We start from the raw sequence: 14,676 nt of genomic DNA, 5'->3' as shown, positions 1-14,676 counted from the left end.
CGGATGAGCGCGAACGTGAGTTCTGCGCTGCCGGAAGCGGTGCGCGCACTGGCCGAAGCGGATTTCGCTTCGGTCGCGCAGCGCTTTTCCGAGGCTGGCTTCGCGGTCGCGCTGCCGGCCCCCGGCATCCTGGCGGTGAAGGGCGCGACGCCCGATGCCGCGCGCGCGAGCGTGCTGGTATCGGTGGGCGTGCATGGTGACGAGACCGGGCCGATCGAGATGGTGGCCTGGCTCATCGAAGCCCTGTCGCGCACCCCTTCGGCGCTGGCGGTCGACCTGATGCTCTGCGTCGGCAACATCGACGCGATCGCGGCCGGCAAGCGCTTCATCGATGCGGACCTGAACCGCATGTTCCGTAGCGACCGGGGGGCGCTGGCCCATGCCGCGGAAGCGGCGCGGGCCGATGCGCTCATCTCCGCCACCTGCGCCTTCTTCGAAGGGGCCGGGCCGCGGCGCTGGCACCTCGACCTGCACACGGCGATCCGGCCTTCGCACTATCCGATGTTCGCGATCGTGCCCGAGATCATTCCCGATACGCCGCGCAAGGCGCTCATCGACTGGCTGGGACAGGCGGCGATCGGCGCCGTCATCATGAACCCGAAGTCGGTGGGCACCTACAGCTACTATTCGTCGGAGCTCCACGGCGCCGCAGGCAGCACCGTGGAGCTGGGACGGGTCGGCACGCTGGGGCAGAACGACCTGTCGCAGTTTGCCGATGCATCGCGCGCGCTGGACCGGCTGCTGCGCGGCCTGCCCGGCGAGGCCGCCAGGGCCGCGCCGCACGTGTTCGCGACGGCAAGGCAGGTGATCAAGCTGTCGGATGCTTTTACCATGTCGGTGGGACGCGAGACCTGGAACTTCACGCCGATGAAGAAGGGGGATGTCATCGCGACCGATGGCGACACGGTATATACCGTGGAGCATGACGAGGAGCTGGTGGTGTTTCCCAACCCCGACGTGCGTGTCGGCCTGCGTGCTGGCTTGATGGTCACGCGGATCGGCTGATCAGGCAAGGTTCCGGCTTTCGCCGGAACGACGTGTTGATGATGTTGGCCGTACAACCGTCACTCCCGCGCAGGCGGGAGTCCAATTTCCCCAAGCAAGGCCGCAGCATTAAATTTCACCTCAAGCTAGACTGAAGCCTTTGCCCATCGCGGAGGCCTCATGAGCAGCATGCTTTTCTCCCCAGTCACCCTGGGTCCCCTGCAACTCTCCAACCGCATCGTGATCGCCCCGATGTGCCAGTATTCGGCCGTCGACGGCCAGCCCACCGACTGGCACATGATTCACCTCGGTAACCTGGCGCTGTCCGGCGCCGGCCTGCTCATCATCGAAGCGACCGCCGTGACGCCCGAGGGCCGCATTTCGCCGGAGGACCTGGGCCTGTGGTCCGACGCCCACCAGCAAGCGCTGGCGCCGATCTTCGGCGCGATTCGCCGCCATTCGCCGATCAAGCTCGCCGTCCAGCTGGCCCACGCCGGCCGCAAGGCCTCGACCGAGGTGCCCTGGGAAGGCGGCGCCCAGATTGCCCCGGACCAGCCGCGCGGCTGGCGGACTGTCGCGCCATCGAGCCTGGCGCATGCCGAAGGCGACGTGCCGCCGCTGGCGCTCGATGCCGACGGCCTGGCGCGCATCAGGCAGGGTTTCGTCGATGCCGCCCGCCGCGCGCAGGCGCTGGGCCTGGACGGCATCGAGCTGCACGCCGCCCATGGCTACCTGCTGCACCAGTTCCTGTCGCCGCTGTCGAACGCCCGAGACGACGAGTACGGCGGCTCCCTGGAAAACCGCATGCGCTTCCCGCTCGAGGTGCTTGAGGCCGTGCGCGCCGCGGTGCCGTCCGAAATGGCGGTGGGGGTGCGCATCTCGGCCACCGACTGGGTCGAGGGCGGCTGGGAGATCGAACAGAGCCTGCGCTTCGCCCGTGAGCTGGAGGAGCGCGGCTGCGACTTCATCCACGTCTCCAGCGGCGGTTTGTCGCCGCGGCAGAAGATCCCCGTCGGACCCGGCTACCAGCTCGCGTTCGCGCAGCGCATCAAGCGCGAGACCGGCATGCCGACCATCGGGGTGGGCCTGATCACCGAGGCGCAGCACGCGGAAAGCATCCTGCAGCAGGGCCAGGCCGACCTCATCGGGCTGGCGCGCGCCATGCTGTACGACCCGCGCTGGCCCTGGCATGCGGCGGTCACGCTGGGCGAGCAGGTGTTCGCCCCGCCGCAGTATTGGCGTTCGCAGCCGCGCGAACACAAGGAGCTGTTCGGCAGCATGCGGGTAGGCTGAGGCGCATCGCAGGGCAGCGACTCGCGGCGTCCAGTCGCAGCTCAGCCGGCGTTTTGTGCAGCCTGTCGCAACGGGCGTGCGGCGCGGTGGGGTGATTGTTAGAGTCGCACCTGTCAACAACCATCAAGGATCCACGCCATGCGTTCGCCCCGTACCCTACTTGCCCTTGCCTCCCTCGCCACCGCCGCCTCCCTGGGCGGCTGCGCCATCATCGTCGCCCCCAACGACGGCGACGTGCGCATGCATACGGTGTTCAGCGACAGTACCGTTGAGGGCGACGGCGTGGCCGCGCGCGACCAGCGCCAGGTGGCGGCGCTCGGCGAGCTGGAAGTGAGCGGCGCGATGCAGGTCGAGGTGCGGGTCGGTCCGGCGCCCTCGCTGCTGGTGGAAAGCGACGGCAACCTGCTGCCCTACATCCGCACCGAGGCGCGCGGCAATACGCTGAAGATCGCCAACGATCGCCCGCTGCGCAGCAAGACGCCGGTGCGCGTGGTGTACACCACCCCGCGCCTGAGCGAAGTGCGGGCATCGGGTTCCGGCCAGGTGGTCGTGCGCGACCTGAACGGCGCGCCGCTGGAAGTGCGCAAGAGCGGTTCCGGACGGGTAGCGCTGGCAGGGACGGTCGACAGCCTGCATGCGCGCGTGAGCGGCTCGGGCGTGCTCGACGCGGGCGAGCTGCGCAGCGCCAGCGCCGACCTGGGCCTGTCGGGCTCGGGCCGCATGAACGTCGGCGAGATCCGCGGCGACTATGCGCGCCTCAAGGTGGATGGTTCGGGCGTGCTGCAGGCCGGCGGCGCGGTGCGCTCGCTGAATGCCCGCGTGGCGGGCTCGGGCAACCTCGACCTGGCCGGGCTGTCCTCGCAGGACGCCGACCTGGCGGCCGACGGTTCGGGCGGCATCCGCGCCACGGTCAAGCAGTCGCTGATCGCGCACGGCGGCGGTTCGGGTGGGATCCGGGTGTATGGGCATCCGGCGCAGCGCAGCGTTACCGGACGTAACGTGCACCTCCTCGATTGATTTTCGTAGCGTGGGCGGCTTGTGATCTGGTCCACTGGACCAGATCACCCCACGCGTTCAAGCATCGCCGGAACAGCCGGGAAGTTTCATATTGCAGTGATCAGCGCGTGGGCGGGGGGACCCGCCCACCCTTGGGCTTAGAGCAGGTTGTCCAGCAGGTCCGGACCGAACACTTCGCGGTGCAGGCGGCTCGCCGGTGCGCCTGCCGCCAGCAGGGCGTTCCACTGCGCCTGCATGAAGGGCAGCGGGCCGCACATATAGACGTCGGTCTCGCCGCGCGGCCACGAGGGCAGGCGCTCCAGGTCCATCTTGCCCTTCAGGGCGCCCGCCGTCTCATCCTCTTCATGGAAGGTCACCACGTGCAGGTAGGGCATGCGCGCCCTGGCGGCGGCGATGTCGGCCTGGTGCGCGTGGTGCGCGGCATTGCGTGCGGCGTGCGCGAAGATCACGCGGCGCTCCGGGTTCACCGCGGCGATGCGGTTCAGCGCCGCGATCATCGGGGTGACGCCCACGCCCGCCGACAGCAGCACCACCGGTTCGTTCGATTCGGTATCGGGCAGGAAGTCGCCGAACGGATGGGTGACGTGCAGCACGTCGTCCACGTTCACGTTGTTGTGCAGCCAGGTCGAGACTTCGCCGGCCGGGTGGGCGCCGCCATCCTCGCGCTTGACCGAGATGCGCAGGCTGTCCTTGCCAGGCGCATCGGACAGGCTGTACTGGCGCAGCTGGCGGTGGCCGTCGCTGAAGTCGACCGCCACGCTCACGTACTGGCCGGCCCGGAAGGGCGGCAGGGCGCCGCCGTCGGCCGGAACCAGGCGGATCGAGATCACGTTGTCGCTCTCGCGCACCACTTCCGTGACGCGCATTGGGCGCGTCTCGCCCGGCTGCACGCCGGCTTCCTCGTACATCTTCGCTTCCGCATCGATCAGCAGGCGCGCCAGCGAGGTGTAGGCCTCTTCCCAGGCCTTTAGGAGCGGCTCGGTGGCGGCATCGCCCAGCACGGTCTTGATCGCGCCGAGCAGGTGGTGGCCGACGATCGGGTAGTGGTCGGCACGGATACCCACCGAGGCGTGCTTGTGCACGATGCGGCTCACCACCGGGCCGAGTGCGGCGGCGTTGCCGATGTTGGCGGCATAGGCGAACACCGCCGAGGCCAGCGACTGCTGCTGCGCGCCGCTGGTCTGGTTGCCCATGTTGAACAGGTTCTTCAGCTCCGGATGGGCGTCGAACATGCTGCGGTAGAAGGTGGTGGTGATGGTCAGGCCGTGCTCGCGCAGGACCGGAACGGAAGCGTCGATGTAGGGACGGGAGGCGCTCGAAATCATGAGGTGTTCCTTATGGATGCATTGTAATGATGTATAAACAATGCATGTTTAAAGCCAAAAAATGGTCCGGACTGGATAGCAAAGCAGTTCGGACGCGTCCATTCTATCAAAAGATGCTGAGTAAATGCATCTTTCCGCAAACTATTTTATTGGGAAAACACAACTACCCCTATAATCGCAGCTTTTGATGGGATCTCCCTTGAGCGCCCGCATTGACTCCAAGTTCTCCATACCAAAGGACCTGCCGTGAATCTGACCCTGGGCCAAAAGCTGATCCGCACCAAAACAGCTGAACGTCACCATGACGATGGCGACGGCTCCAGCGGCGGCCTGCAGCGCTCGCTCGGCCTGTTCCCGCTGACGATGATCGGCGTCGGCGCCACCATCGGCACCGGCATCTTCTTCACGATGGTCGAGGCGGTGCCGAAGGCCGGTCCGGCCGTGGTCCTGTCCTTCCTGCTGGCCGCCCTCACCGCCGGCCTGACCGCGCTGTGCTACGCCGAGCTGGCGGGCCGCGTGCCGGCCGCCGGCTCCTCGTATTCCTTCGCCTACGCGACCGTGGGCGAGTTCGCCGCCTTCATCGTGGCGGCCTGCCTGCTGCTCGAATACGGCCTGGCGGGAAGCGCGGTGGCGATCGGCTGGTCGGACTACCTGAACAACTTCCTGTCGAATGCCTTCGGCTGGGAGATCCCGGCCTACCTGCGCTCGCCGATGTTCGTGTCGGACCACCACAACGTCCACTTCAACCCCGGCAACTTCAACCTGCCGCCGGTGATCCTGATCGCGATGTGCTGCATTCTCCTGATCCGCGGCACCAAGGAATCGGCGACCACCAATGCCGTCATGGTGCTGGTCAAGCTGGCGATCCTGATCTTCTTCTCGGTGATCGCGCTGACCGGTTTCGACGCCAACAACTTCACGCCCTTTTTCAACCCGGATCCCGACAGCGGCTTCGTCGGCATGGCCGGCGTGACCGCCGCCGCCGGCACCGTGTTCTTCTCCTTCATCGGCCTGGACACCATCGCCACCGCCGGCGAGGAAACCAACAACCCGCGCCGCAACGTGCCGATCGGGATCCTGGCCGCGCTCCTGATCGTGACCGTCTTCTACCTGCTGGTGGCGGTCGCCGCCATGGGCGCCCAGCCTTCGCACATGTTCGCGGGCCAGGAAGCCGGCCTGTCGGTGATCCTGCAGAACGTGACCGGCCAGGCCTGGCCGGCACTGGTGCTGTCGGCGGGCGCCGTGGTGTCGGTGTTCTCGGTGACCCTGGTGACGATCTACGGCCAGACCCGCATCCTGTACGCGATCAGCCGCGACGGACTGATTCCGAAGACCTTCCAGAAGGTGAACAAGCGTACCCTGGCCCCGGTCAGCAATACCATCATCGTCTGCCTGGTGGTGGGCGCGGTGGCCGGCCTGGTCGACGCCACCTTCCTGTGGGACATGGTGAGCATGGGCACCCTGACCGCCTTCATCGTGGTCTCAATCGCGGTGCCGGTGATCCGCGCCAAGCAGGGACCAGGCGAGCCGGGTAACTTCCGCGTGCCCTTCGGCCCCTACGTGGTCCCGGGCCTGTCGGTGCTGGCCTGCCTGTACATCATGAAGGACCTGTCGCCTGCCACTTTCCGCGTGTTCTTCATCTGGATGGGCGTGGCCGTGGCCACCTATTTCCTGTACAGCGTGCGCCACAGCCGCCTGAACAAGGCGCAGTAAGCGCAAGGACAAGCCGGTGCTGGAGAATTTCGAACGGCGGCGCGACCGCTTCGCGCTGTTCGACGCGATGGACAGCGCCGCGGTCAACATCTGTTTTCCGCTGGAGCTGCCGGACTTCCGCCCCTGGTGCAGGGAGCAGGACCTGGCGCCTTTCCACGTGCTGCTGTGCGCCGTGCTGCGCGCGGTGCTGAAAGTGGAAAACTTCCGCTACCGGATCCTCGACGGCGATGTGATCCGCATCGAGCGCCTGATACCGTCCTTCACGGTGGTCAACCAGCACAATGACCTGAATTTCGCCCAGTTCGACTGGAGCGACGACCTGCGCGAATTCGTCGCGCGCGGCGTCGCGGCGCGTGAAGCGGCGAGCGGCATGGCGGCGCTGAACATGGAATACGCCGCCAGGACAGCATTGCAAGCGAAAGAGCAGGTCTTCGTGACCTGCATTCCGTGGCTGGCCTTTACCTCGATCCAGCATCCGAGCGCCTCGCTGGCGCAGCCGGACATTCCTTCTTTCGCCTGGGGCAAGTACCGCGACTGCCCGAACGGCCGCCTGGAGCTGCCGTTCTCGGTGCAGGCCCACCACGGCTTCGTCGACGGCTTCCACATCCACCAGCTGGGCCGCCAGATCGCGGCCGAGCTGGAAGCGATGATGCGATAAACCCTACTTCGCCAGCGGCCTGACCACGTCGAGCAGGCTGACGAGCAGCTTGCCCGGTTCTTCCCACGGCAGCATATGGGCCGAACGCTCGAACCAGACCATGCGCTTGGCGGGCGCATCCACCTGGTCCATCCAGGCCACCGTGGGCGCCGCCGGGGTGGTGTAGTCGTGCCGGCCCAGGAACATCACGACCGGGATCGGGAAGCGCTTTACCTTCGAAAAATCCACTTCGAGGAATTCCGGCAGCACCCGGCCCAGGGTCAGCAGGCTGCCCTTGTCGATGTCTTTTACCTGGGCTGGCGTGTATTCCGGCGAGAGCAGGGGACCGCGGAAGAAGTAGCCGGATTCGCTGCGGAAGGCCGACAGGCCGCCGTAATACTGCGGCCACTTGCGCGCGACGATGATGCGCTCGCGCGTGATCGGCCGGTCGCCGGGGTAGGGCGCGATCGCGGACATCTCCCTGATCGCCTCCGCATTATTCTCGCGCTTGGCGCGCTCGAAGGCGTATTCGAAGCTGATGCGCTCGTTCTCGCGCACGTTCAGCACCTGGCCGATGCCGACGTAGGCGTAGAACAGGTCGGGGCGCTTGAGCGCCGCGCGCATGCCGACGATGGTGCCCCAGCTGTGGCCCATCAGGATCAGCTTGCGCTTGCCGTAGCGCGCCTTCAGGTGCTCGGCCACCTCGATCGCGTCATCCACGTAGCGCTCGATGCGGATCGTCGGGGCCACCTGCTCGGGATCGGCTTCGGCGTAGCTCTTGCCGGCGCCGCGCTGGTCCCAGTTCACCACCGTGAAGTATTCCTCGATCGGGCGCTGGAACTGCCACATGGTCGGCGTGATCGGCGAGGCCGGTCCGCCATGCACGAACAGGATCATGGGGTTGTCGCGGTCCTGGCCGCGCACGCTCAGCCACTGGTCGACGCCGCCGATGCGGGTCTTGTAGGAGTCCTGCACCCCGGTGGGGGCGCTGATGCGGCTCAGGTCTTCGATGATGGCGCGCGATCTTGCGTAGGGATCCGCGGCTTCCTGCGCCAGGGTGCAGGCGGATGCCAGCAGCGCGCCGATGAACAGCCATGCCTTCTTCATGTGTGCGTCCTTTCCTGGTGATGGAAGGAGCATAACGCGCCGATCTGCATGCCTGCATCCGGGGCGCGACGAACTGCACGATCGGTGGGGTGAAGCGAAAAAAAGCCACGCGGCCTGGCGGCGGCGTGGCTTTCGCAGGCAATGCGCGCTTATTGCACGTTCATTTCCTTGAGCAGGTTATCGGCCTTGTCCACGTGCTTCATGTTCCACAGCATGTAGCGGCTGTCGACCTGGATCGAGCGGGTCATGGCCTTGTTGAAGTCCCAGTCCGAGATGATCGAATCCAGGGTGCCGTCGAAGGCCAGGCCGATCAGCTCGCCCTTCGAGTTCAGCGCGGCCGAGCCCGAGTTGCCGCCGGTAATGTCCAGCGTGGCCAGGAAGTTGACCGGCACGGTCTTCAGCTTCGGATCGACGTACTTGCCGAAGTCCTTGGCCTGGATCGCCGCCAGCTGGGCTGCCGGTGCGTTGAACTCGCCTTCGCCGGTGTGCTTGGCCACGATGCCTTTCGGGGTCGTGAACGCGGTCCAGGAACCGGTGCCGTCGGCGCCGACGTCACGGCCCATCACCTTGCCGAAGGTGACGCGCAGGGTGCCGTTGGCGTCCGGGTAGACGGCCTGGCCGCGGCTAGACATGTAGGCGATCTTGGCGCGCATGTAGTTGCCGTAGGCTTGCTGAATCTTGCCTGCCAGTTCCTCTTCCTTGGCTTCGTCGCGCATCGACGCGTCGTACATGGCGACGGCGGCCTTGATGAAGCTGTCGTTCGAGGCCTGGAATTCGGCCGGCGACTTCTTCAGCCACGCGCTGCGCTCTTCCTTGTTGGCCAGCTTCGAACCGGCGTAGATGCGGTCCAGCGCGGCCTTCAGCTCGGCGTCGGTCATGCCCGGCTTGATGCCCAGGGCGGCGTCGAAGGCGGCGTCATGCTCGGCGGCCGGCTGCGCGTTGTACTTGGTCAGGAAGTTCAGCACCAGCGCCTTGTCGACCTTTTCGTCGTAGGTGCGGTCCTGGCCGGCGATGACCGAGTTCCAGCGCGGCATGTCGCGTTCCTGGAAGCCGGTCTTGCGCTCGGCGTCCGGCTTGGTGCGCTCGTTGGCCAGGCGGTACAGCGAACGTGCCGAAGACAGGAACTTCGGCTGGGCGTAGCCCAGGAAGAAGCCCTTCTTGGCGTTGGCGTCGCGCTCGGCGATCAGCTGTTCGGCCTGCGCGATGTCGGCGGCGTACTGCGCCTTGCGGGCCGGGTTGGCGTTGACCCAGGCCTTCATGGCATTGTGCTCGGCCGTCTTGCGCTGCAGGAAATCGCTGCCCGCGTACGAGGTCAGCATGCCCTTGCGGTTCTTGTAGTAGTTGTTGACGCTGGCGATCTGGCCGGCGTACTTGAGCTTGGCGGCCGGGTCGTTCTTGGTCTCGCGCTCGATGATGGCCAGGGTCTCGCCCGAGGCCTGCACGAAGGCCGGGTAGTTCCAGGTGAAGGTCGATTCGACTTCCGACGGCAGGCGGTGGCGGTTGGTGCGGCCCGGGTAGCCCAGCACCATCACGAAATCGCCTTCCTTGGCGCTGGCGCTCGGATCGGCGATCTTCAGCACGTGCTTCGGCTGGTAAGGCACGTTGTCCTTCGAGAACTCGGCGGCCTTGCCGTCCTTGCTCACGTAGGCGCGGTAGAAGCCATAATCGCCGGTGTGGCGCGGCCACATCCAGTTGTCGGTGTCGCCGCCGAACTTGCCGACGCCGGCCGGCGGGGCGTGCACCAGGCGCACGTCGCGGATTTCCAGCTGCTTCAGGCGGTAGAACTCCAGGCCGCCGTAATAGCTGGCCACGGTGCAGCGGTAGCCGGCCGACTGTTCGCACTCGGCCACCAGCTTCTTCTGGTTCTTCTCGATGGCGTCGATGCGCGCCTTGCCGTTCAGCTTGGCGACTTCCGGGGTAACGATCTGGTTGGTGACGTTCGCCACTTCCTCGGTCACGTAGACGCGGCTGCCCGGCGCGGCCGGCAGCTCTTCATCCAGGGTCTTGGCCAGGAAGCCGTTGGCGAGCAGGTCGCGCTCCGGGGTCGAGTTGACCGCCACGCTGTTGTACACGCAGTGGTGGTTGGTGACGACCAGGCCCTGCGGCGAGACGAACGAGGCCGAGCAGCCGCCCAGGCTCACGATCGCGCCCATCGGGAATTCGGTCAGCTTGGTCAGGGTGGCCGGATCCAGCTTGAGGCCGGCGGCTTTCAGTTGCTTGGCTACTTGTGGCAGCTGTTGCGGCATCCACATGCCTTCGTCCGCTTGTGCGGCGAAGCTGGTGAGGATGGCCAGCGAGAGGAGGGTCTTTTTCATTCGCGTTTGTCTTTATGGAGGTGGGAACTCTTGGAACGCCTGACACAACCCCCAACGTCGACGATGCGCCTTGCTCTGGGGTTTGTGTTAGACGTTCAATGCTCCGCGGAGCATCCAAGAGTATCCGTAATCCACATACGCATCGTCAACCACTATTTCGTGCCGACAAACCCGTAGTTTTCGAGCAGAAACTATAGCTGGGCACTGAATACAGAGGCGATGCCGGTCGTCAGGCGCTCCCACCATGGCCGTTCGCGGTGTTCGGCCTTGGTCACCCGGTTCGCGTGCCGCCAGTCGTCCTCGAAGATGGCGGTCTGCCGGCGCGCAAATCCTTCGTGCAGGACATTCAGGTTGGCTTCGTCGTTGATGCTGAACGAGCGGTTGTCGAAGTTGGTCGAGCCGACCGACACCAGCAAGTTATCGACGATCAGCGCCTTCACGTGATACATGGTCGGCTGGTATTCGGCCAGTTGCACGCCGGCGGCCAGCAGTTCGCCCCAGCGCTCTCGCGAGGCGGCCTTGACCAGGTCGGAGTCGATGAACTTGCCGGGCATGATGATGCGCACGCGCACGCCGCGCCTGGCGGCTTCGATCAGGGTGCGGATGGTCAGGTCGTCCGGCACGAAGTAGGCGGCCGACAGGTCGATGGTGTGGCGCGCCGCGGTGATCGCCATCAGGTACATCAGGTGCATCGATTCGGCGCCGCCGGTCGGCGAGCTGGAGAACATCTGGGCCGGCATGTCGCCCACCTGCTGCAGGGCCGGGAAGTAATTCGGGCCGTCGAGCACGGTGCCCGTCGCCTTGGTCCAGTTATCGTTGAAGACGGCCTGCACCTGGCCGACCACCGGCCCTTCGATGCGGAAATGGGTGTCGCGCCAGTGATCCTGGTCCTGGGCATTGCCGCGCCACTGGTCGGCAATGCCAACCCCGCCGGTGAAGCCGACCTTGCCGTCGATCACCAGGAGCTTGCGGTGGGTGCGGTTGTTCAGGCGCGCCAGTTTCCACCACACCGGCTTGTGGTAGCGCTGCACCTGCACGCCGGCCTGCTTCATGGCGTCGATTTGCGCCAGGTCCAGCTTGATGCTGCCCATGAAGTCCAGCATCAGGTGGACCTTGACGCCGGCGCGGGCGCGCTCCATCAGGGCCTCGGTAAATTCGCGTCCGATCGATCCGGACCAGTAGATATAGGTCTCGAAAGTAATCGTCTTTTCGGCCGAACGGATCGCTTCCAGCATGGCCGGGAAGATCTCGTCGCCATTGAGCAAGGCCTCGACCTTGTTGCCCTCGAGAATAGGCGGACCGAGCAGCACACCGAGCGAGCGGCGGAACTGCGGGTCGTTGCTGTCGTACTGGCGCGTCAGCCGGGTTTCGATCTGCGTTTCGCTCGGCATGAAATTCAGCACGAGCACACCGCCGACCAGCGTGAGCGCGGCCGTGACCAGGATTGTCCAGAAGCGTTTTGGTGACATAGGAAATGCGGACGTAAAAAAACCAACGCACGAGGCGTTGGTTTTTAAAAAGGGCTACTCACTCCCGCCGATTAACGGACGCGGCCGCGACGCAGCAGGTTCACGATCGCCAGCAGGATGACAGCACCCAGGAACGAGACCAGCAGCGACGAAACGCTGAAGTCGTCCGAATTGATGGTGCCCGAGCCGAACAGCGGCGACAGCAGCCAGCCGCCCAGGAAGGCGCCGACGATACCAACAACGACATTGAGAATCATGCCTTGCTCTGCGTCGGTTTTCATGACCATGCTGGCGAGCCAGCCCAGAATGCCACCGACAACGATCCAAATGATGAATAACATGGTGTACCTCCTTCAAGTGTAAGAAAACATACCCCCAGGCCGATTGAATTGCCGTGGCCATGGAGAAAAGTCTAGAGACCAGTCCCCTTCAGGTCGGTGCGGCAACGAACGTTAGACGGCGAATCTGCAAGCCCGTTCTTCCGCGCCGTACGGTTGAGTAAAAAGAACCGGGTAGGGTGCGTCAGCGAACAGAAGAGGTCCGGTGCCGGGCATAAGGTTTCAACACTTGCAATACCGAATACCGATTGCAGTCCCTAGTACCTGAACCTTTGAAAGGATGCGCCATGAGCAGCTACGATTCGAATAACAACCAGAGCAGCACCCAGAATTCCCGCATGGTTACCGGCCTGTTCCCTGACCGTGCCAGCGCAGAGCGTGCCTATTCCTCGATCTCGACCCGTGGCTACGGCAAGGACGACGTCAACCTGATGATGTCGGACACCACCCGCAAGACCCACTTCCACGACACCGACACTGAACTGGGCAGCAAGGCCGCCGAAGGCGCCGGCATCGGCGCCGGCATCGGCGGCACCATCGGCGCCGTGCTGGCCGGCATCGCCGCCGTCGGCACCACCCTGGTGCTGCCGGGCCTGGGCGTGGTCGTCGCCGGTCCGCTGGCGGCAGCCCTGGCCGGCGCAGGCGCCGGCGGCATCACCGGCGGCCTGATCGGCGCACTGATCGGCGCCGGCATTCCGGAAGAACGCGCCGTGCACTACGAAGAAGGCATCAAGCAGGGCGGCATCGTGATGGGCGTGCATGCCCGTTCGGACGAAGATGCGCGCCACATCGAACAATCGTGGACCGACAGCGGCGGCACCCACATCATCGGTACCGGCGTCGGCGCCCTGGGCGGTGCGGCGGCAGGCGCCGCCATCGGTTCGGCAGCCGGCCCGGTCGGCACCGTGGCGGGCGCCGCCATCGGCGCCCTCACCGGCGGCATGGCCGGCAAGGGCGTGGGCGAAGTCGTGAACCCGAAAGCGGGCGACGACCTGTCGGAACACTACCTGGCCAAGGGCGTCGGCGCCGGCAGCGGCGCGGCCGTGGGCGCGATGGCCGGCGCGGCGGCAGGCCCGATCGGCATGGCTGCCGGTGCAGTGGTCGGCGGCCTGGCGGGCGGCGCAGCCGGCCGCGGCGCGGGCGAAGTGGTGAACCCGAAAGCGACCGACGACCTGAACGACCATAACCTGGCGCAAGGCGTCGGCGGCGCCGGCGGCGCGGCAGTGGGCGCGGCAGCCGGTTCGGTGGCAGGCCCGATCGGCACCGCCGCGGGCGCCGTGATCGGCGGCCTGGCCGGCGGTGCAGCCGGCAAGGGCACGGGCGAAGTCGTGAACCCGAAACCGGGCGACGAACTGCGTGACCACCACCTGGGTACCGGTGTCGGCGCAGCCGGCGGCGCGGCAGTCGGCGGTGCGGTGCTGGGCGGCGCGGTCGGCGGCCCGGTGGGCGCAGTGGCCGGCGCCGGCATCGGCGCAGCGGTCGGCGGCATGGCCGGCAAGGGCGTGGCCAAGATGGTCAACCCGCAGGCGGAAGACGCCCACTGGCGCAGCGCTTACCAGACCCAGCCGTACTACACCCCGGGCTACACCTACGACGATTACGCTCCGGCCTACGCGCTGGGCTACAACTCGGCAGGCCGCTACCCGGGTGGCTACGACATGCACGAGAACGAGCTGGCGAGCGAGTGGGAACGCACCAAGGGCACTTCGCGCCTGAGCTGGGAGCAGGCCAAGCACGCCTCGCGCGCCGCATGGCACAAGGTCGAACGCGCCATCCCGGGCGACGCCGACCGCGACGGCCGCTAAGCACCAGCGTCGTCCCGACGTAAAAAAAGCCTCCGTTCCTTGCGGACCGAGGCTTTTTCTTTGGTGGCGGCGATTACTGCTTGACCGCTTCCACCTGGATCGCCAGCTTCACTTCCGGCGAGAACTTCGGCAGGCCGTAGTTGATGCCGAAGTCGCTGCGCTGGAAGTTGCCGGTCACGTCGGCGCCGCACACTTCGCGCTTAAGCATCGGGTGGTCGATGCACTTGAACTTGTTGATGGCCAGGGTCAGCGGCTTGGTCACGCCGTGCAGGGTCAGTTCGCCTTCGGCCGAGGTCGGGACGTCGCCGGTGAACTTGATCGCCTTCGACTTGAAGGTCGCGGTCGGGAATTGGGCGGCGTCGAAGATGTCCGGCGACTTGGCGTGCGCGTTCATCTTGTCGTGGCCGAAGTCGATGCTGTCGATGTAGACGGTGATGTCGAGGGTGCCGGTTTTCTTCGCGCGGTCGAGGGTCACGGTGCCGTCGGTCTTGTTGAACTTGCCGCGCCAGACCGAGATGCCCATGTGGTCGGCTTCGAAGCTCGGGAAGGTGTGGTTCGGCTCGATCTTGTAGGTGTCGGCCGCGAAGGCGAGGCCGGCGCCGAGGGTGCTCGAAGCGGCCAGGGCCGCGATCAGGTGCTTGATTTTCATGAACGATCCTTGCTGAAGTTGACG

At 66.0% G+C, this 14,676-nt stretch carries 12 protein-coding genes; 6 read left to right on the top strand and 6 right to left on the bottom strand.

Going from position 1 to position 14,676, the window contains the following annotated elements; all coding sequences use genetic code 11:
- The first annotated feature begins 3 nt into the window (after positions 1 to 3).
- The 3 genes from AB3347_RS06780 to AB3347_RS06770 all read left to right on the top strand — a co-directional run bounded on the left by AB3347_RS06780 (position 4) and on the right by AB3347_RS06770 (position 3,294).
- Complete coding sequence (locus AB3347_RS06780; protein ID WP_369091013.1) at positions 4 to 1,005, top strand: succinylglutamate desuccinylase; 1,002 nt, start codon at positions 4 to 6, stop codon at positions 1,003 to 1,005.
- Positions 1,006 to 1,164: 159 nt separating this feature from the next.
- Entirely contained in the window at positions 1,165 to 2,277 is a 1,113-nt protein-coding gene (locus AB3347_RS06775; protein WP_369091012.1) for an NADH:flavin oxidoreductase/NADH oxidase, read from the top strand.
- Positions 2,278 to 2,415: 138 nt separating this feature from the next.
- Positions 2,416 to 3,294 carry a head GIN domain-containing protein gene (locus AB3347_RS06770; protein ID WP_369091011.1) on the top strand — a complete coding sequence of 293 codons (879 nt, stop codon included), beginning with the start codon at positions 2,416 to 2,418 and terminating at the stop codon, positions 3,292 to 3,294.
- Positions 3,295 to 3,431: 137 nt separating this feature from the next.
- Here AB3347_RS06770 and hmpA read toward each other — a convergent pair whose 3' ends face one another.
- Entirely contained in the window at positions 3,432 to 4,619 is a 1,188-nt protein-coding gene (gene hmpA, locus AB3347_RS06765) for an NO-inducible flavohemoprotein (RefSeq protein ID WP_369091010.1), read from the bottom strand.
- A gap of 246 nt (positions 4,620 to 4,865) precedes the next feature.
- Between hmpA and AB3347_RS06760 the strand changes: the two genes are divergently transcribed.
- A complete protein-coding gene (locus tag AB3347_RS06760) occupies positions 4,866 to 6,332 on the top strand; it encodes an APC family permease (RefSeq protein ID WP_369091009.1) in 1,467 nt (488 codons plus the stop codon).
- 16 nt (positions 6,333 to 6,348) lie between these two features.
- Positions 6,349 to 6,990 carry a CatA-like O-acetyltransferase gene (locus AB3347_RS06755; RefSeq protein ID WP_369091008.1) on the top strand — a complete coding sequence of 214 codons (642 nt, stop codon included), beginning with the start codon at positions 6,349 to 6,351 and terminating at the stop codon, positions 6,988 to 6,990.
- A 3-nt stretch (positions 6,991 to 6,993) separates the two neighbouring features.
- Here the strand turns inward: AB3347_RS06755 and AB3347_RS06750 are convergent, their stop codons facing one another.
- The 4 genes from AB3347_RS06750 to AB3347_RS06735 form a co-directional block, all read right to left on the bottom strand.
- Positions 6,994 to 8,076: an alpha/beta fold hydrolase gene (locus AB3347_RS06750; protein WP_369091007.1), complete on the bottom strand. Its 1,083-nt coding sequence runs from the start codon at positions 8,074 to 8,076 to the stop codon at positions 6,994 to 6,996.
- A gap of 149 nt (positions 8,077 to 8,225) precedes the next feature.
- Positions 8,226 to 10,391, bottom strand: coding sequence for a S46 family peptidase (locus tag AB3347_RS06745; RefSeq protein ID WP_369091006.1), 2,166 nt, complete (start codon positions 10,389 to 10,391; stop codon positions 8,226 to 8,228).
- Between the two features lie 191 nt (positions 10,392 to 10,582).
- Complete coding sequence (gene cls / locus AB3347_RS06740) at positions 10,583 to 11,860, bottom strand: cardiolipin synthase (protein ID WP_369091005.1); 1,278 nt, start codon at positions 11,858 to 11,860, stop codon at positions 10,583 to 10,585.
- A 71-nt stretch (positions 11,861 to 11,931) separates the two neighbouring features.
- Complete coding sequence (locus AB3347_RS06735; RefSeq protein ID WP_020656446.1) at positions 11,932 to 12,201, bottom strand: GlsB/YeaQ/YmgE family stress response membrane protein; 270 nt, start codon at positions 12,199 to 12,201, stop codon at positions 11,932 to 11,934.
- A gap of 284 nt (positions 12,202 to 12,485) precedes the next feature.
- Between AB3347_RS06735 and AB3347_RS06730 the strand changes: the two genes are divergently transcribed.
- A complete protein-coding gene (locus AB3347_RS06730) occupies positions 12,486 to 14,003 on the top strand; it encodes a hypothetical protein (RefSeq protein ID WP_369091004.1) in 1,518 nt (505 codons plus the stop codon).
- A gap of 73 nt (positions 14,004 to 14,076) precedes the next feature.
- Here the strand turns inward: AB3347_RS06730 and AB3347_RS06725 are convergent, their stop codons facing one another.
- Positions 14,077 to 14,652: a YceI family protein gene (locus AB3347_RS06725; RefSeq protein ID WP_369091003.1), complete on the bottom strand. Its 576-nt coding sequence runs from the start codon at positions 14,650 to 14,652 to the stop codon at positions 14,077 to 14,079.
- Positions 14,653 to 14,676 lie beyond the last annotated feature (24 nt).

It is taken from the genome of Massilia sp. X63, from assembly GCF_041023745.1.
Taxonomy (GTDB): Bacteria; Pseudomonadota; Gammaproteobacteria; order Burkholderiales; family Burkholderiaceae_D; genus Telluria.
This window is presented reverse-complemented; position numbering and strand designations above follow the sequence as displayed.

Coding starts and splice junctions, on each gene's coding strand:
- AB3347_RS06730 (WP_369091004.1), top strand. CDS start 12,486: ATGAGCAGCTACGATTCGAATAACAACCAGAGCAGCACCCAGAATTCC.
- AB3347_RS06775 (WP_369091012.1), top strand. CDS start 1,165: ATGAGCAGCATGCTTTTCTCCCCAGTCACCCTGGGTCCCCTGCAACTC.
- AB3347_RS06750 (WP_369091007.1), bottom strand. CDS start 8,076: ATGAAGAAGGCATGGCTGTTCATCGGCGCGCTGCTGGCATCCGCCTGC.
- hmpA (WP_369091010.1), bottom strand. CDS start 4,619: ATGATTTCGAGCGCCTCCCGTCCCTACATCGACGCTTCCGTTCCGGTC.
- cls (WP_369091005.1), bottom strand. CDS start 11,860: ATGTCACCAAAACGCTTCTGGACAATCCTGGTCACGGCCGCGCTCACG.
- AB3347_RS06745 (WP_369091006.1), bottom strand. CDS start 10,391: ATGAAAAAGACCCTCCTCTCGCTGGCCATCCTCACCAGCTTCGCCGCA.
- AB3347_RS06735 (WP_020656446.1), bottom strand. CDS start 12,201: ATGTTATTCATCATTTGGATCGTTGTCGGTGGCATTCTGGGCTGGCTC.
- AB3347_RS06780 (WP_369091013.1), top strand. CDS start 4: ATGAGCGCGAACGTGAGTTCTGCGCTGCCGGAAGCGGTGCGCGCACTG.
- AB3347_RS06725 (WP_369091003.1), bottom strand. CDS start 14,652: ATGAAAATCAAGCACCTGATCGCGGCCCTGGCCGCTTCGAGCACCCTC.
- AB3347_RS06770 (WP_369091011.1), top strand. CDS start 2,416: ATGCGTTCGCCCCGTACCCTACTTGCCCTTGCCTCCCTCGCCACCGCC.